Consider the following 16,274-nt stretch of genomic DNA (forward strand, 5'->3'; position numbering starts at 1 on the left):
GGATTTGGCATGAAAAAGATTCTCACCTCGCTCGCCCTGCTAGGCGTGTTTGCCGCTGGCATCGGAGCCGTCGGCAGTGTGGCGATCGCCGCTGAAGAGGCGCACAACGCGGCGGCACCGACGCATTTCCCGATCCACGAGCCGAAGGAGATGGACTGGACTTTTGCCGGTCCGTTCGGCACCTACGACAAGGCGCAGCTGCAGCGTGGCTTGAAGGTCTACAAGGAAGTCTGCTCGGCCTGCCACTCGATGAATTTGGTGGCGTTCCGCACGCTGGAGGACCTCGGCTATTCGGAAGCGCAGATCAAGTCCCTGTCGGCCGAGTACACCATCCATGATGGACCCAACGATACCGGGGACATGTTCGACCGCCCGGGCAAGCCGTCCGACCATTTCCCGGCGCCGTTCGCCAATGAGGAGGCGGCTGCCGCTTCCAACGGCGGCGCTGCCCCACCGGATATGTCGCTGCTGGCCAAGGCGCGCGGCGTCGAGCGCGGCTTCCCGCGCTTCGTCTTCGATATCTTCACGCAATATGCGCAGGGCGGCCCGGACTACATCCATTCGCTGCTGACCGGCTACGACGAGACGCCACCTGCCGGCATGGTGATCCCCGAAGGCACCCACTACAATCCATACTTCATGTCCGGCGTGTCGCTGAAGATGCCCAAGCCGCTCTCCGACGGCCAGGTGACCTACGATGACGGTTCGCCGCAGACGATCGACCAGTATTCGCGCGACGTCTCGGCGTTCCTGATGTGGGCGGCCGAGCCGCATATGGAAGACCGCAAGAAGACCGGCTTCCGCGTGCTGGTGTTTCTGCTTCTGTTCGGGGCGCTGATGTATCTGACCAAGCGCAAGGTGTGGGAAGGCGTGGCGCACTAAGCCGCATCTTATTCCTCGGAAATGGAAAGGGCGTCTTCGGACGCCCTTTTTGCTTGCCAAACCGGGCATGGTTCGCATCTTGGCGCAGCAGCCGTCCAGTAAGAAGTCCGTTGGCACGGCGCCATGCGATTGGTATTGCACGCGCGCCCGGCGGATCGCGGGCTAAAGGGGCATTTGGGATCGATGATGCGGCTACGCGACTGTCACAACTTTTCCGATTTCCGGCGCATGGCCCAGCAGCGGTTGCCTGGGCCAATCTTCAACTACATCGATGGCGCGGCCGACGACGAGGTCACCTATCGCCGCAACACCGAGAGCTTCGAGCGCTGCGACCTCGTTCCCAACGTGCTGCGCGGGGTAAGCGAGATCGACATGTCGGTGACGGTGATGGGCCAGAAGCTGGCCATGCCCGTCTATTGCTCGCCGACCGCCTTGCAGCGGCTGTTCCATCATCAAGGCGAGCGCGCGGTGGCCAAGGCTTCGGCCAAATTCGGCACGATGTTCGGCGTGTCCTCGCTCGGCACTGTCAGTCTTGAGGAAGCGCGCAAGATCAGCAGCAGCCCGCAGGTCTACCAGTTCTATTTCCACCGGGATCGCGGCCTCAACCGGGCGATGATGCAGCGGGCGAAAGCGGTTGGAGTCGAAGTGATGATGCTGACCGTCGACAGCATCACCGGAGGCAACCGCGAGCGCGACAAGCGCACCGGCTTTGCCATCCCCTTCAAGCTCAACCTTGCCGGCATGCTGCAGTTCGCGCTGAAGCCGGGCTGGGCGATCAACTATTTCACCCATGAGGGGTTCAAGCTGCCGCAGCTCGACGAGCATGTCGACATGGGCGGCGGCACGATGTCGATCAGCCGCTACTTCACCGAGATGCTCGATCCGTCGATGACCTGGGACGATGTTGCCGAGATGGTCAGACTGTGGGGAGGTCCGTTCTGTCTCAAGGGCGTCATGTCGGTGGAGGATGCCAAGCGCGCCGTCGAGATCGGCTGCAGCGGCATTGTGCTGTCCAACCATGGCGGCCGGCAGCTGGACGGCTCGCGGGCGGCGTTCGACCAGTTGGCCGAGATCGTCGATGCCGTCGGCGACAGAATAGACGTCATCATGGATGGCGGCGTGCAGCGCGGCACCCATGTGCTGAAGGCGCTGTCGCTCGGCGCCAAGGCTGTTGGCGTCGGCCGCTATTACCTGTTCCCGCTAGCGGCGGCCGGACAGCCGGGCGTCGAGCGGGCGCTGGAGCAGATGCGGATCGAGATCGAGCGCGGCATGAAGCTGATGGGCTGCAGTTCGATCGAACAATTGTCGCGCAACAACCTCCGTTTCAGGTAATCTCGACCCATGAAATCCTCGCTCGAAGACACGCTGCTCGCCGCGATCCGCACCATTCCGGACTACCCCAAGCCCGGCATCCTGTTTCGCGACATCACCACTTTGCTCGGCAATGCGCGCGCCTTCCGCCGCGCCATCGACGAGCTGGTGCATCCCTATGCCGGGCAGAAGATCGACAAGATCGCCGGCATCGAGGCACGCGGCTTCATCCTCGGCGGTGCGGTCGCGCACCAGCTTTCGGCCGGTTTCGTGCCGATCCGCAAGAAGGGCAAGCTGCCTTACGAGACGGTACGCGTCGCCTACAGCCTGGAATACGGGCTGGACGAGATGGAGATGCACAAGGACGGCGTTGCGCCGGGCGAGAAGGTGATCCTGGTTGACGACCTGATCGCGACCGGCGGCACGGCGGAGGCGGCGGTCAAGCTGCTGAGGCAGATCGGCGCCGATATTCTTGCCGCGTGCTTCGTCATCGACCTGCCGGATCTCGGCGGACGGGCGAAGCTCGAAGCGCTGGGCGTGCCGGTGCGGACGTTGATCGGGTTTGAGGGGCATTAGGGAGTAGGGAGTAGGGAGTAGGGAGGAAGCTCCGCATTCCGTGCAAGGCGCAGCACCCACTGCTGCCTAATCCCTACTGCCTAAACCCTAGCCCTACCCAGCCTTCACCAGCACCGCGCTGTCGAACTCCAGCACCTTGTCGCCCGTCGAATCGAATCCTTCCGAGCGCAGCGCGAGCAGCCGCCAGCCGGGGCGATTGGCCAGCGGGCGGTGGGAGACGGCCGTGCGGGTGAAGGTGACGGTTTCGCCGGCATAGACCGGCTTTGGCCATTTCAGGTTCCTGAAGCCGGGGGAGGGGCCGAATTCTGGTACCGGGCCGGGTCCGGTCCATTGAGAAGCGTCCATAGGATTTTTGAGATTGAGCTTCATCCAGGTGGCCGCGGTGTGCCAGCCTGAGGCGCAGAGGCGGCCGAACACGCTTTTCTTCGCCGCCTCCTCGTCGACATGAAAGACCTGTGGATCGTATTTGCAGGCGAACGCCTTGATCGCCTCGGTTTCGAATGTGTGCGAACCGAGGTTGATGGTATCGCCGATGCGGAAGAACGCGTCGAGGCTCATGCGCCGGCCTCGCGGGTCAAGAACATGACAGTGTTCTCAAGTTCGAAGACGCTTTCACCGCGCTGGTTGAACAGTTCGCTGCGCAAGGTGACGAGGCCGAGCTGAGGCCTGGATTTCGACAGGCGCCTGGCAAGCACGCTGGTGCTGCCGGCCAGTGTGTCGCCGGCCAGCACCGGCTTCTTCCATTTGACCTGGTCGATGCCGGGCGCGCCTTGCGCGGTCGAGTCGAGCAGGAAGGCGTCGCACAGCATGCGCATGAAGATCGCGCAGGTGTGCCAGCCGGAGGCGGCCAAGCCGCCAAGGATGCTGGCCTTGCCGGCGGCTTCGTCGAGATGCATCGGCTGCGGGTCGAATTCGGTGGCGAATTCGATGATTTCGGCCGCACTCACCTGCTTGGCGCCGAGGTCGATCGATGCGCCCTCGGTGAAATCCTCGTAGGCCCAGCTTTTTGCGGTCATGATCTCAATCCGGTTGTACGATCACCGGGCATCCGGATGCCGTCCGGGCGGCGTTTGGTCAAGCGAATTCTATTGGGCCTACAACCAGCCGCGGCGGCGGAAATACCAGAACGGCAGGATCGCCGACAGGATCATCAGGCCGATGGCGAAGGGATAGCCGAGCTCCCATTTCAGCTCCGGGATGACGTCGAAATTCATGCCGTAGATCGAAGCCACCAGCGTCGGCGGCAGGAAGATGACGGCGGCGACCGAGAAGATCTTGATGATGGCGTTCTGCTCGATCGAGATCATGCCGAGCGTCGCGTCGAGCAGGAACGAGATCTTCTGCGACAGGAAGGTGGCATGGTCGGCGAGCGACAGCACGTCGCGCGATACTGTCTTGATGCGGGCGCGGACGTCCTTGCTCATCTTGATCTGGGTCGCGACGTGGGCAAGGAAGCCGGTGAGGCGCTGCAGCGAGATCAGGCTGTCGCGGATCGAGGAGGCAATGTCTTCCTTGCGGCCTATGGCCTTGAGCAGTTCCTGGAAATCGCGATTGCGCTTGTTCACCTTGGTCGACCGCGCCTCGAAGATGTCGCGCGAGATCGTCTCGATGTCACGGCCGGCGCGTTCGAGAATATCGGCTAGGCGATCGACGATCGCCTCCAGCAGGCCGATCAGGATGGTGTTGCCGGTGGTGCAGCCTGTCGCCACCTTCTCGGCGCGCAGCGGAAAGGTCTTGAACGCCTTCGGCTCATGATAGCGGATGGTGACCAGTCTCGGGCCGGCAAGCACAAAGGTAACCGGTGACATCAAGGGATCATCGATTTCGGTCTGCGCCGGCAAGGTGGCGGTCATGAAGTAGGCGCCGTCCTCGATGTAGAGGCGGCTCGAAATCTCGATCTCCTCCATCTCCTCGCGCGTCGGGATGGCAACACCGAGCCAGGTCTCGATCGTTGTTTCTTCTTCCTTGGTCGGGTTGAGAAGGTCGGCCCAGACGACCTGATCGCCATTGGCCACGAGATCGTCGGCGAGGCGCAGGCGATCATTGTCGACGACGAAGGCCTTGATCATCGCCGGTCTCCGTTGGTTGAGCCCAAGGTTTCGTTTAATAGCGATGGGTCTTGCACGCGCCGCCGTTCCCACGGGGACGGCCAAGTCGCATGCAAACGGCCATAGACCCGGTGCCAAGGGCAGTCAAGCGAAGCGGCATGCCGGCTCCTCCACTTGACGAAGCCATGATCGGCCGCCGTCAGCGCGCGAGCCGCGAGATGCCTCGGCGTCTCAGGTGTTGAACTTGAACAGCAGGACGTCGCCGTCCTGGACGACATATTCCTTGCCTTCGTCGCGCGCCTTGCCGGCTTCCTTGGCCGCCACTTCGCCGCCCAGTGTGATGTAGTCGTTGTAGGCGATGGTCTGCGCGCGGATGAAGCCGCGCTCGAAATCGGTGTGGATGACGCCGGCCGCCTGCGGGGCCTTGTCGCCCTTGTGGATCGTCCAGGCGCGCGTCTCCTTCGGCCCGGCGGTGAAATAGGTGATGAGATGCAACAGATCATAGCCGGCGCGGATGACCTTGTTGAGGCCAGGCTCGTCGAGCCCGAGCGAGGACAGGAACTCCATCTCTTCCTCGTCCGAGAGCTGGGCGACTTCGGCCTCGATCGCGGCCGAGATCACCACGGTGCCGGCGCCTTGGGCGGTCGCCATCTTTTCCACGGCCCTGGTGTGCTCGTTGCCGGTGGCGGCGTCGGCTTCGGCGACGTTGCATACATAGAGCACGGGGTGCGAGGTCAAGAGGTTCAGTCCCTGCAGGATGCGCAGGTCTTCCGCTGAAATGCCGTTGAGCAGGATGCGGGTCGGCTTGCCGGCCTGGAGGAGCTCGAGTGCGGCCTCCATCATCGGCAGCACGGTGGTTGCTTCCTTGTCCTTGCTGCCGGCGCGCTTGCGGATCTGCACGATGCGGCGCTCGAGGCTGTCGAGGTCGGCGAGCATCAGCTCGGTCTCGACCGTATCGGCGTCGGCGACAGGGTCGATCTTGCCCTCGACATGGGTGATGTCGTCATCCTCGAAACAGCGCAGCACATGCACGATGGCGTCGACCTCACGGATGTTGGCGAGGAACTGGTTGCCCAGCCCTTCGCCCTTGGAGGCGCCGCGCACCAGGCCGGCGATGTCGACGAAGGAGATGCGGGTCGGGATGATCTCCTTAGACTTGGCGATCGCGGCGATCTTCTGCAGCCGCGGATCAGGCACCGCCACCTCGCCGGTGTTCGGTTCGATGGTGCAGAACGGATAGTTGGCGGCCTGCGCCGCCGCCGTCCTGGTCAATGCGTTGAAAAGCGTCGACTTGCCGACGTTGGGCAAGCCAACGATGCCGCATTTGAAACCCATGTGTCCGGTCCTATCGGGAAACTAGAAATTTGATGAGGGCTATGGGCGATAGGGGTGAGCAACGTCAAGCCCCGCGGTCCCGATCCTATCGACGCTCAGTCCTTCTTGCCGAACAGTTTCTTCAGCATGGCGGCCATAGGGCCGCTTTCCGGCAGCTTGGCCGGCGCCTGCTGTGGCCGTGCCTGGCGGATGTGGCTTTGAGCTTTCGGGCCCTCAGCCTTCGGCGCCTTTGGCGGCGGCCGGTCGTCGTCGCCGGTTGGCGTTAGTTTGTCGCGCAAGGCCAGCGTCACCCGGTTCATGAAAGAACTGTCGTCGCCCTTGGCCAGCAGCCCGGCATCGTCGGCGATGGTGTCGAGCAGCACGTCCAGCCATTCGCGGTCGGCCTTGGCGAAATCGCCGAGCACATGGGACTGCACCATTTCCCGGACGCCGGGATGGCCGACGCCGATGCGCACGCGGCGAAAGTTCTTGCCGACATGCTGGTCGAGCGAACGGATGCCGTTGTGTCCGCCGGCGCCACCGCCGACCTTGACCCGCAATTTGCCGGCCGGCAGGTCGATCTCGTCGTAGAAGACGGTCAGCGCCTCGGGGCCGAGCTTGTAGAAGCGCAGGGCTTCGCCGACCGGCTGTCCCGACAGGTTCATGAAGGTCTGCGGCTTGATCAGAAGAATCTTTTCGCCGGCAATCGTGCCTTCGGCGATCAGGCCCTGGAACTTCTTCGACCAGGGCGAAAACGAATGGCGGCGGGCAATTGCGTCCGCCGCCATGAAGCCGACATTGTGCCGGTTATCAGCGTATTTCGCGCCCGGATTGCCGAGGCCTGCAAAGACAAGCATCGTGAACTCCGGGCCCGAAAATTACTTCTCTTCGGCAGCAGGAGCCGCCGCTTCGGGGGCTGCCGCTTCCGCCGTCTCTTCCGTCTCCGGCTTCATCGCCGAGGAGCCGGCAATGGTCGCGATGGTGAAATCGCGATCGGAGATCACCGGCTTGACGCCGGCCGGCAAGGTAACCGCCGAGATGTGGATCGAATCGCCGATGTCGGCGCCGGTGAGATCGACGGTGATGAATTCCGGGATCGCATTGGCCGGGCAGTGGAACTCGACTTCGTGACGCACGATGTTGAGCACGCCGCCGCGTTTGATGCCGGGCGACTTGTCTTCATTGATGAAGTGGACGGGCACGTCGACGTTGACCTCGGTGTCCTTGCCGATGCGCAGGAAGTCGACATGGACCGGGAAATCCTTGACCGGGTCGAGCTGGAAATCCTTGGGCAGAACCTGGATTTTCTTGCCGTCGACATCGATCGTGGCGATCGTGGTCAAAAACCCGCCGCCATGGATTTTGTAGAAGACGTCCTTGTAGTTCAGCGCAATCGCCAGGGGAGGCTGTCTGTCGCCGTAAATAACTGCAGGCACTTTACCGTTGCGGCGAACTGCACGGGCGGACCCCTTACCGACCTGTTCGCGCGCTTCGGCCTTGAGCTCGTAAGTATCGTGGCTCATGGCATTTCCTTTCGCGTTTTATGGAGCGTTTGCGGTGGCAGTGTGCCTGGACCGTAAACGTCGAAAGCCGCCAGGCCTGGATGTCCGAATGCCAGAAACCGCATACGCGGAGCTTTGTTCGGATCACAAGGGAAGGCAGCCTTCCGCCGCGTTGCCTCCAAGGGTGTCTACGCGGGTGGCGGCTCTATAGCGGAAGGCGGGAAAGGGTGCAAGCCATGGCGGGCAAGGGCGGCCGATCCTGCGTTGGGCGCCGCATTGCGCTCAGGCCGGCAGGTCGGCGGGCGGATTTGATCCGTTTCCCTTGGCGCCACCGAGCGTGGACAGCGCGCTCAGCAGTTTAGTCCGGTCCTTGCCGATCATCAGCACGCCGCTGTCGGGCGCCAGCAGCGCCGAGAACGGCAGCATGGCAGCGCCGATCGAGGAGGCCTCAGGGCCGAATTGCCCCGACACGATCTCCGGCGCCACGATGCCGATTGCGCTGGCCTGGTTGAACTGGGTCTGCACCCTTGCCAGCAGTTCGAGATGGATCAGCCTGGGCAGGATCGAGTCGAGAACGATGGCCTCGATGTCGATGATGGAGGTGATGGCGATGATCGCCTCGACCAGCGCGCTCGCGCAATCGTCGATCCATTCGAACAGCGGCAAGCGCGCTTCGGGTGGCAACGGATCGAGTTCCCGCACACGATTGATCACCACGCCGCGCGACCTCAGGTGATTGACCAGCACATAGATCGAGGCGCGATGCAGCAGGCTCTGGTAGCGCGCAGGCTTCGCCGCCACCGAATCGAGGCTTGAGGGCGAGACCGGCAAGGGTCCGAGGGCAGCGCTGTTGCCATGCGGCCCGGTATGGACCCTGCCGCCTTGCACCAGGCCGCCGCCGACAAAAGTGTCGATCGAGATGTGCATGAAATCGCGAAAGCGGGCGCCGGCGCCCTGGACGAGTTCGGCCAGCGCCGCCGACGTGGCGTCGTTTTCCACGAACACCGGCGTCTTCGCCGGCGTGGCAAAGCATGTCGTCAGGTCGATCGCCTCCCAGCGGCTGCCGAGATCGTCGGGAAAGCCGAGTTCCTCGCTCCAGCCGCCGAGGAAATAGGGTGAGGCAATGCCGACGCCGACTATGCTGGCATCGCCAAGCCCATCCACCAGCTTTTCGAAGGTGGCCAGCGCCATGTTGCCGGCCTTCAGCACCAAATCAGGATCGGGGAAGCGGTATTCGTGCGACTCTCTTGCGCGGATTTCACCGGCGAAGTCGACCAGAACGGCTTCAAGCGCACGCCGGCCGATCTTGATGCCGACGCTGTAGATGCGCTCCGGCGTCAGCCGGTACAGCGTGGAGGGCGAACCGCGCTGCCCGAACCTTTTTCCCACTTGCTTTACGAATCCGGAAGATTCCAGGCCGTCGACGATGGCAGCGATGGCCGCCGGCGTCAGGCTTGCCGCGCGCGCCAGATCGGACTTGGAGGCTTCCTTGAGGCGACGGATGGCGTCGAGCACGAAACGCTCATTATAGTGCCGAACTTTGACAGAATTGCTGCCTTTCCCTGACAAAACCCGCACACTCCCCAAATGTCCCGTTCCCGGCGCGAAGCCCGCAAACCACCTGCGGCCGAGCGCACCTGCGGTGCCTATGTTGGCGGCGACAGTGCGCGTCGGAACCATGGAAGTCAATTTTGCCGTTGCGCCTTTGCGCTATTTAATATAGCAAATTGAAAAAATAACTAGTCAGGGAGGAGACGTGCTGCACTCGAGCACACAAAGCGAAGCCGACGCTGCGGTGGTGCGGGCTGTTCCTGTTGCCCTGGTTCAGGCGACGAAGGCTTTCGGCGGCACGATTGCGCTCAAGGACGCCTCCTTCGAATTGCGCTCCGGCGAGGTGCTGGCGCTGCTTGGCGAAAACGGCGCCGGCAAGAGCACCTGCGTGAAGCTTCTGGCCGGTGTGCATTCTCCCACCAGCGGTCATGTCGAGGTTGACGGCAAATCAGCCGTCTTCCATTCGCCGCATGACGCGCAGGCGGCCGGCATTGCGGTCATGCACCAGCATCCTGGCCTGTTTCCCGATCTGTCGGTGGCGGAGAACATCTATCTCGGCCACATGCCGCGCGACCGCTTTGGCGGCATCGACAATGCCGCCATGCTGGCCGGCGCCCGCAAGGTGCTGGCGACCGTCGGCCTCGACGTGCCGGCGGCAACGCGGCTGGGAACCCTGCGTACCTCAGAACAGCAACTGGTCGAAATAGCCCGGGCGCTATCGCTGGATGCGCGCGTGCTGATCATGGACGAACCGACGGCGGCGCTGTCGCAGCGCGAGGTCGAGCGGCTGTTTTCCGTCGTTGCCGATCTCAGGCTGCACGGCGTGGCGATGATGTTCGTCGGCCACCGTATGGACGAGATCTTCCGCATCGCCGACCGCATCGCGGTGCTGCGCGACGGGCGCCTGATCGGCGTCAAGCCGAAGGCCGAGCTTGGCCGTGCTGCCGCCATCAGCATGATGGTCGGGCGTGAAGTCACCGACCTCTATCCCGAACGGCGCCATGCCTCAGGCGCGCTGGTGCTGGAGGGGAAGGGACTTTCGCGCGCCGGCGGCTTTACCGGTATCGACCTCAAGCTTCACGCCGGCGAGGTGCTGGGGCTTGGCGGCCTGGTCGGCAGCGGACGCACCGAGATTGCGCGCGTGCTGTTCGGTATCGACCGGCCCGACGCCGGCGAAATCCTGATCGACGGCAAGCCCGTGCAGTTCGCCTCGGCGCGCGACGCCATGGATGCGCGCATCGCCTATGTGTCGGAAGATCGCATGGGCCAGAGCCTGGTGATGGATTTCTCCATCCTCGACAATGCGGTGCTACCTGTTCTCGACAAGGCCGCACAACGCGGTCTCTACGGCACCGACCGCGCCATCGGTCTGGTGGCGGACTGGCTGAAGCGCATGAAGCTGCGCTTTTCCGGCTACGGGCAGCCGGTGAAAGAGTTATCCGGCGGCAACCAGCAGAAGGTGGTGCTGGCCAAATGGCTGCGCACCGAGCCGCGCGTGCTCATCCTCGACGAGCCGACGCAAGGCATCGATGTCGGTACCAAGGCGGAAGTGCATGCAATGATCGCTGACCTTGCCGCGCATGGCATGGCGATCCTGCTGATCTCGTCAGAGATGCCCGAGCTGATCGGCATGTGCGACCGCATTATCGTGCTGCGCGAAGGCCGCCAGACTGCTGAGTTTTCGCGCGGACAAGCCACGCAGGAAAAGGTACTGGAAGCGGCGACCAGGACCGATGAACGTGCCGGCCAGGCAGCGCAGATAGAACGCGCCGCCGAGGAGGAAAAGGCAAAAGGACCGTTCGATTTTCTGAAGCGGCGGGAATTCGGCCTGCTTGCGGCGATGCTCGCCGTCGCCATTCCGGTCACCATCATCAACCCGCGCATGGTGAGCGCTGCGAACCTCACCGCTGTGTCGATGGACGCCGCCTTGCTGATTGTCGCCGCACTGGCGCAGATGCTGGTGCTGATCACCCGCAACATCGACCTGTCGATCGCAGCTGTGATCGGCCTCTCCGCCTATATGGCGGCCAGCATGGTTCAGGCCTATCCCGGATTGGACATCGGCATCGGCCTGATCACCGCCTGCGCGGTCGGCGGCTTTGCCGGACTGCTCAACGGCCTTGTCGTTACCAGGGGAAAGATCCCGGCCATCGTCGTTACGCTGGCTTCGATGTCGATCTTCCGCGGTTTCAACTCGATCTGGGCGGCGGGCGACCAGGTCAGCGCCGACGAAGTCACGCAAGCCTGGCTCGACATGACCGGGCTGAAGATCGCAGGCGTGCCGCTGATCGTCATCATCGCTATTGTCATCCTGTGCGCCGGCTATGTGCTGCTCTATCGCACCGCAACCGGGCGCGAGCTGTTTGCCACCGGTTCCAACCCGGACGGCGCAAGGCTGATCGGCATTCCGGTCGACCGGCGCATCCTGCTGGCCTTCGGCATGGCCGGCCTGCTAGGCGGCCTGTGCGGCGCCCTGTGGGCTTCGCGCTACGCCACCATCGATGCCCGCGTCGCGCTCGGCTTCGAACTCACGGTGATCGCCTCTGCGGTGGTCGGCGGCGTCGCCATCCGCGGCGGCTCGGGCACGCTGCTCGGCATCATCCTTGGCGCGCTCACGCTCTTGGTCATCAAGAACGGGCTGACGCTGGTGCGTGTCGACCCGCTCTGGTTGCAGGGCGTCTATGGCCTGGTGATCCTGGTTGCCATCGGCATCGACACCTTCATCGTGCGGCGTGCCGAACAGGCAAGACAGGCGAGGGCGAGATGAGAAAGTTTATCCGCTCGATCGACTTCTGGGATCTGCTGCTGGCGACCGCCTGCCTCGCCGTCTTTATCTATGCGGCGGTCTTCGTGCCGAATTTCGTTTCCGGCTTTAACCTTTCTCAACTGGCGGCGAGCGCCTCGGAAAAGGCGTTGCTGATCCTGCCGATGACGCTGCTCATCATCACCGGCGAGATCGATCTGTCGATCGCCTCTGTGCTGGCGCTGACATCCGTGGTGTTTGGCCTGCTCGTCCAGGGCGGCGTGCCGACGCTGGCGGCCATTCCGCTGACGCTGGTCTTCGGCGGCCTGCTCGGCGCCTTCAATGGCTATCTGGTTTCAGGGCTGGGGCTGCAGTCGCTGGTGGTGACGCTCGGCACCATGGCGCTCTATCGGGGCATTGGCTACATCCTGCTCGGCACCGGTTCGGTCAACATATTGCCGCCGGCGGTCGTCGATTTCGGCATCAACAATCTGCCGGGCACACAAATCCCGTGGACCATCGTGCCGTTCCTGCTGCTGGCGCCGATCTTCGCGGTGGTGCTGCAGAAGACGCCGACCGGCAAGCGCATCTATGCGCTCGGCGGCAGCCCCGAAGTGGCGCGTTATTCCGGCATCGATACGCGCAAAATGGTGCTGAAGCTGTTCGTCGTTTCGGGCATGGTCGCGGCCATCGCCGGCATCGTCTATACCGCGCGCCTCTCCAACGCCCGCGCCAACAATGCGCTCGGCATGGAGCTCGATGTCATCACCATCGTGCTGCTCGGCGGCGTCAGTGTCTTTGGCGGCAAGGGGCGGCTCACCGGCGTCATGCTGGCGCTGCTCTTGATTGCCATCATCCGCAACGTGCTGGCGCTCAACCAGATCGGCGGCGACGCCCAAGGCATGATCATCGGCCTGCTCCTGATCGGCTCGCTGCTGGTCTCCAACTACTGGCGCTCCCTGGAGGAGCGGCTGTCAAGATCGCGCGTCCTGCGCGAAACCAAGGGGTGATCTCGGGCCCCTTTCTTCAAGCCCGAATTCTGACGGAGGAGACACAATGAAAGCGTTTAGAATAGCCCTGCTCGCATCCGCGGTTCTGCTTGCGCCGGCCTCGCTGGCATACAGCCAGGAATGCGCCAAGGAACCTGTAACGGTCGGCTTCCTGCCCAAGCTCGACACCGATCCCTACTTCAAGGTGGCTTTCGGCGGCGCCGAGGAGGCTGCGAAGGAAATTGGCGGCACCGCCACCCAGGTCGCCCCGTCGCAGGCGACGGCCGAGGCACAGATCGAATTCATCAACAGCCTTGTGTCGCAGAAGGTCGGGGTCATCGCTATCGCCGGCAACGACGCCAATGCGGTTGCGCCTGCGCTGAAGCGCGCCGTTCAGCAAGGCGTCCGGGTGATATCGTACGATTCCGACGTCGCGGCCGATGCGCGCGCGGTGTTCGTGAACCAGGTGAAGGGCGACAGTCTGGCCGAAATGATGCTGGAAAGCGCATTCAACCTCAGCGGCGGCGAAGGCGAGTTCGCCATCCTGTCGTCGACGCCGACGGCGACCAACCAGAACGCCTGGATCGACTTCATGAAGGCGAAGATGGCGGCAGAGCCGAAATACGCCAAGATGAAACTAGTGCAGGTCGCCTATGGCGAGGAGAGCGAGCAGGTCAACCAGCAGCAGGCCTTGGCGCTGGTGCAGGCGTTTCCGGATCTCAAGGTGATCATCGTGCCGGCAGGCATTGGCCTTCCGGCGGCCGCGCGCGCACTCGAGGAAGCCGGCATGATCGGCAAGGTCAAGCTGACCGGCCTTGCGCCGGCCACTTTGATTTCGAAATACATCAAGGATGGCGCTGCCCAGGATATCTGGTGGAATGTCACCGATCTCGGCTACCTGACCTATCAGGCGGCCCAGGCGCTGGCGCAGTGCAAGATCACCGGCAAGGAAGGTGAGAAGTTCACGGCGGGCAGGCTCGGCGAATACACGATCGGGGCCAGCGGCGAACTGATCCTTGGCCCGGCCAAGATCGTGACCCCGGAAAACCTGGCCGAGTTTAAGTTCTAAGCCTCCCAAGGCCCGGCGGGCGCCGGTTCAAGCCGGCGCCCGCTCGTTCAATTGTCAGTCGAAAAGCGTGAGGGCGACGATGAAACTCTTGCTGGCAGGCGAGACCTTCGCGGCGACGACGTCGGTCGCTGCCGGCGGCGACGTTCTGACAAGTGCGACATGGGTGAATGGCGCGACGGCCTTCAATGCCGCCCTTGCCGCAGAGGGCATAGCGGTGACGCAGATCGGTGGCGATCGCTGTGCGGCCGAATTTCCGTATGACCTCGACGCGCTGGCCGAATACCAGGCGGTGGTGATCTCCGATGTCGGCGCGCTGACCTTGCTGGTCACGCCGGAGGCCCGCGCCGGGCGCATCGGCGTCAACCGCCTCGACGTCCTCAAGGCCTATGTCGAAGGCGGCGGCGGGCTGATGCTGGCCGGCGGCTATATGGGGTTCCAGGGCATGTTCGGCACGGCGCGTTTCCACGACACCCCGGTCGAGGACGTGCTGCCCGTGCGCTGCCTGCCATTCTCGGACGGGCTGGAAGTGCCGCAAGGCCTGCAGCCGTCGATCCTTCAGGCGTCGCATCCGATCCTTGCCGGTGTCGCGGGTCCGTTGCCGCCGATCCTCGGCATGAACAAACTCGATTTCAGGCGCGACGGCTCGTCCCAGCTTCTGGCGACCTGCCAGTATCGCGGCACGGACTGGCCGCTGCTTGCGGTTCGTGAGCATGGCCGTGGCCGCACCGTCGCGTGGGCGACCGACATCGGCCCACACTGGCTGTCGCAGGACTTTTTGGGATGGCCGCTCTACGGCAAGCTGATGGGCAACGTCGTGCGCTGGCTGGCCGGCAAGGATTAAGCCTGGCGTGTTTGTAGGGCAGCTAGTCCGGCTTGCTGCTCAACGCTTCGCGCAGCGCCTGGATCCGCCGATTCAAGGCATCGAGATCAGCCATCGTCATGCCCGAGCGTTCGATCAGGGTTTCGTTGAGGCAGTTGCACTGGACGAGCAGCGCGCGGCCGGCAGGCGTCAGGTCGACCTGCACTTGGCGCTCGTCCGTCTGGCTGCGCTGGCGGGTGACGAGACCGGCCTGTTCCATGCGCTTCACCAGCGGCGTGATGGTGCTCGATTCCAAAGCGAGCCTGTGCGCAATCGAGCCGACCGACATCCCGCCGGCTTCGGCAAGTGCGTTCAGCACGAGATATTGCGGATAGGTGATGCCCATCTCGTCCAGCATGGGCTTGTAGGTGCGATTGATTGCCATGCTGGTGGCGTAAAGCGTGAAGCAGAGCTGGTTGTCCAACGGGAGAGGCACGAGGCATTCCTTTGCCGACTGAGCACATCAATATGTACCACGAAAATGATATCGCGATATATTTTTCTGTAGACAAGGATTTGGACCTGCGCTAATCTTATGGTTATCGCGATATTGATTATCGCGGAAGCAATCAATGGAGAGCGAGATGACCAAGCCCGGCAGCAGCACGATCACCACCAAGGACGGCACCGAAATTTTCTACAAGGATTGGGGAACGGGACAACCCATCGTCTTCCATCACGGCTGGCCGCTGAGCAGCGACGACTGGGACGCCCAGATGCTGTTCTTCCTTTCCAAGGGCTACCGCGTCATTGCCCATGACCGGCGCGGCCATGGCCGCTCGACCCAGACCGATACCGGCAACGAGATGGATACGTATGCCGCCGATGTCGCGGAACTTGCGGCGCATCTCGACCTCAGAGACGCCATCCATGTCGGCCATTCCACCGGTGGCGGCGAAGTGGCCCGTTATGTCGCGAAGTACGGCTCCGGTGGCCGTGTCGCCAAGGCCGCATTGCTCGGCGCGGTGCCGCCGATCATGCTGAAGACGGCGGCCAATCCGGGTGGCCTGCCGATCGAGGTGTTCGATGGTTTCCGCTCCGCCCAGGCAGCCAACCGCGCCCAGTTTTTCCACGATGTTGCGGCCGGCCCGTTCTACGGCTTCAACCGCCCCGGCGCCCAGGTGTCGCAGGCTGTCGTCGAGAATTGGTGGCGCCAGGGCATGATGGGCGGCACCAAGGCGCATTACGATTGCATCAAGGCGTTCTCGGAAACCGACTTCACCGACGATCTGAAGGCCATCGACGTGCCGGTGCTGGTGATGCATGGCGACGACGACCAGATCGTTCCGATCGCCGACTCCGCGCTGCTGGCTGTCAAGCTGCTCAAAAAGGGCGAGCTCAAGGTCTACAAGGGCTTCCCGCACGGCATGGCGACGACCCATGCCGATGTCATCAATGCCGACCTCCTGGCCTTCTTCAAGGCGTAGAAC

16 protein-coding genes are annotated in these 16,274 nt (G+C 63.2%); 8 read left to right on the forward strand and 8 right to left on the reverse strand.

Annotated features, from left to right (window positions below; translation table 11 throughout):
* Positions 1-9: 9 nt before the first annotated feature.
* The 3 genes from NLY42_RS14605 to NLY42_RS14615 all read left to right on the forward strand — a co-directional run bounded on the left by NLY42_RS14605 (position 10) and on the right by NLY42_RS14615 (position 2,769).
* Entirely contained in the window at positions 10-882 is an 873-nt protein-coding gene (locus NLY42_RS14605; RefSeq protein ID WP_023754577.1) for a cytochrome c1, read from the forward strand.
* A gap of 186 nt (positions 883-1,068) precedes the next feature.
* Positions 1,069-2,214, forward strand: a complete 1,146-nt coding sequence (locus NLY42_RS14610) for an alpha-hydroxy acid oxidase (protein WP_023670030.1) — start codon at positions 1,069-1,071, stop codon at positions 2,212-2,214.
* A gap of 9 nt (positions 2,215-2,223) precedes the next feature.
* Positions 2,224-2,769, forward strand: a complete 546-nt coding sequence (locus tag NLY42_RS14615; RefSeq protein WP_013529989.1) for an adenine phosphoribosyltransferase — start codon at positions 2,224-2,226, stop codon at positions 2,767-2,769.
* A 93-nt stretch (positions 2,770-2,862) separates the two neighbouring features.
* On the opposite strand, the gene NLY42_RS14620 is transcribed toward NLY42_RS14615, so the two are convergent.
* The 7 genes from NLY42_RS14620 to NLY42_RS14650 form a co-directional block, all read right to left on the reverse strand.
* On the reverse strand, positions 2,863-3,327 hold the full coding sequence (locus NLY42_RS14620) for a MaoC family dehydratase (protein WP_023748156.1): 465 nt from the start codon (positions 3,325-3,327) through the stop codon (positions 2,863-2,865).
* Positions 3,324-3,785: a MaoC family dehydratase gene (locus tag NLY42_RS14625; RefSeq protein WP_023670033.1), complete on the reverse strand. Its 462-nt coding sequence runs from the start codon at positions 3,783-3,785 to the stop codon at positions 3,324-3,326. The genes NLY42_RS14620 and NLY42_RS14625 overlap by 4 nt, the downstream gene beginning before the upstream one ends.
* Positions 3,786-3,863: 78 nt before the next feature.
* The gene (corA, locus tag NLY42_RS14630; RefSeq protein WP_023701569.1) at positions 3,864-4,838 is read right to left on the reverse strand and encodes a magnesium/cobalt transporter CorA; all 975 of its coding nucleotides are present in this window, start codon (positions 4,836-4,838) and stop codon (positions 3,864-3,866) included.
* A gap of 210 nt (positions 4,839-5,048) precedes the next feature.
* A complete protein-coding gene (gene ychF, locus NLY42_RS14635; protein ID WP_023754576.1) occupies positions 5,049-6,152 on the reverse strand; it encodes a redox-regulated ATPase YchF in 1,104 nt (367 codons plus the stop codon).
* A 95-nt stretch (positions 6,153-6,247) separates the two neighbouring features.
* The gene (gene pth, locus NLY42_RS14640) at positions 6,248-6,988 is read right to left on the reverse strand and encodes an aminoacyl-tRNA hydrolase (protein WP_023701571.1); all 741 of its coding nucleotides are present in this window, start codon (positions 6,986-6,988) and stop codon (positions 6,248-6,250) included.
* 21 nt (positions 6,989-7,009) lie between these two features.
* Positions 7,010-7,654, reverse strand: coding sequence for a 50S ribosomal protein L25/general stress protein Ctc (locus NLY42_RS14645; protein ID WP_023686131.1), 645 nt, complete (start codon positions 7,652-7,654; stop codon positions 7,010-7,012).
* Positions 7,655-7,915: 261 nt separating this feature from the next.
* Positions 7,916-9,148, reverse strand: coding sequence for an ROK family transcriptional regulator (locus NLY42_RS14650; protein WP_069202677.1), 1,233 nt, complete (start codon positions 9,146-9,148; stop codon positions 7,916-7,918).
* Positions 9,149-9,389: 241 nt separating this feature from the next.
* Between NLY42_RS14650 and NLY42_RS14655 the strand changes: the two genes are divergently transcribed.
* From NLY42_RS14655 to NLY42_RS14670, 4 genes are all read left to right on the forward strand, one after another.
* Complete coding sequence (locus tag NLY42_RS14655) at positions 9,390-11,951, forward strand: ATP-binding cassette domain-containing protein (protein WP_023754574.1); 2,562 nt, start codon at positions 9,390-9,392, stop codon at positions 11,949-11,951.
* Complete coding sequence (locus NLY42_RS14660; RefSeq protein ID WP_023754573.1) at positions 11,948-12,937, forward strand: ABC transporter permease; 990 nt, start codon at positions 11,948-11,950, stop codon at positions 12,935-12,937. The genes NLY42_RS14655 and NLY42_RS14660 overlap by 4 nt, the downstream gene beginning before the upstream one ends.
* 46 nt (positions 12,938-12,983) lie before the next feature.
* Positions 12,984-13,985 carry a rhamnose ABC transporter substrate-binding protein gene (locus NLY42_RS14665; protein WP_023701576.1) on the forward strand — a complete coding sequence of 334 codons (1,002 nt, stop codon included), beginning with the start codon at positions 12,984-12,986 and terminating at the stop codon, positions 13,983-13,985.
* A 79-nt stretch (positions 13,986-14,064) separates the two neighbouring features.
* Positions 14,065-14,826: a glutamine amidotransferase gene (locus NLY42_RS14670; RefSeq protein WP_023701577.1), complete on the forward strand. Its 762-nt coding sequence runs from the start codon at positions 14,065-14,067 to the stop codon at positions 14,824-14,826.
* 22 nt (positions 14,827-14,848) lie between these two features.
* Here NLY42_RS14670 and NLY42_RS14675 read toward each other — a convergent pair whose 3' ends face one another.
* Complete coding sequence (locus NLY42_RS14675; protein WP_023670043.1) at positions 14,849-15,280, reverse strand: MarR family winged helix-turn-helix transcriptional regulator; 432 nt, start codon at positions 15,278-15,280, stop codon at positions 14,849-14,851.
* Positions 15,281-15,428: 148 nt separating this feature from the next.
* Between NLY42_RS14675 and NLY42_RS14680 the strand changes: the two genes are divergently transcribed.
* Positions 15,429-16,271 (forward strand): alpha/beta fold hydrolase, encoded by an 843-nt coding sequence (locus NLY42_RS14680; protein WP_156933717.1) that lies wholly within the window; start codon positions 15,429-15,431, stop codon positions 16,269-16,271.
* Positions 16,272-16,274 lie beyond the last annotated feature (3 nt).

The organism is Mesorhizobium sp. C372A (assembly GCF_030323245.1).
Classification (GTDB): domain Bacteria; phylum Pseudomonadota; class Alphaproteobacteria; order Rhizobiales; family Rhizobiaceae; genus Mesorhizobium.

Coding starts and splice junctions, on each gene's coding strand:
- NLY42_RS14645 (WP_023686131.1), bottom strand. CDS start 7,654: ATGAGCCACGATACTTACGAGCTCAAGGCCGAAGCGCGCGAACAGGTC.
- pth (WP_023701571.1), bottom strand. CDS start 6,988: ATGCTTGTCTTTGCAGGCCTCGGCAATCCGGGCGCGAAATACGCTGAT.
- NLY42_RS14605 (WP_023754577.1), top strand. CDS start 10: ATGAAAAAGATTCTCACCTCGCTCGCCCTGCTAGGCGTGTTTGCCGCT.
- corA (WP_023701569.1), bottom strand. CDS start 4,838: ATGATCAAGGCCTTCGTCGTCGACAATGATCGCCTGCGCCTCGCCGAC.
- NLY42_RS14665 (WP_023701576.1), top strand. CDS start 12,984: ATGAAAGCGTTTAGAATAGCCCTGCTCGCATCCGCGGTTCTGCTTGCG.
- ychF (WP_023754576.1), bottom strand. CDS start 6,152: ATGGGTTTCAAATGCGGCATCGTTGGCTTGCCCAACGTCGGCAAGTCG.
- NLY42_RS14615 (WP_013529989.1), top strand. CDS start 2,224: ATGAAATCCTCGCTCGAAGACACGCTGCTCGCCGCGATCCGCACCATT.
- NLY42_RS14625 (WP_023670033.1), bottom strand. CDS start 3,785: ATGACCGCAAAAAGCTGGGCCTACGAGGATTTCACCGAGGGCGCATCG.
- NLY42_RS14660 (WP_023754573.1), top strand. CDS start 11,948: ATGAGAAAGTTTATCCGCTCGATCGACTTCTGGGATCTGCTGCTGGCG.
- NLY42_RS14670 (WP_023701577.1), top strand. CDS start 14,065: ATGAAACTCTTGCTGGCAGGCGAGACCTTCGCGGCGACGACGTCGGTC.
- NLY42_RS14610 (WP_023670030.1), top strand. CDS start 1,069: ATGCGGCTACGCGACTGTCACAACTTTTCCGATTTCCGGCGCATGGCC.
- NLY42_RS14680 (WP_156933717.1), top strand. CDS start 15,429: ATGACCAAGCCCGGCAGCAGCACGATCACCACCAAGGACGGCACCGAA.
- NLY42_RS14620 (WP_023748156.1), bottom strand. CDS start 3,327: ATGAGCCTCGACGCGTTCTTCCGCATCGGCGATACCATCAACCTCGGT.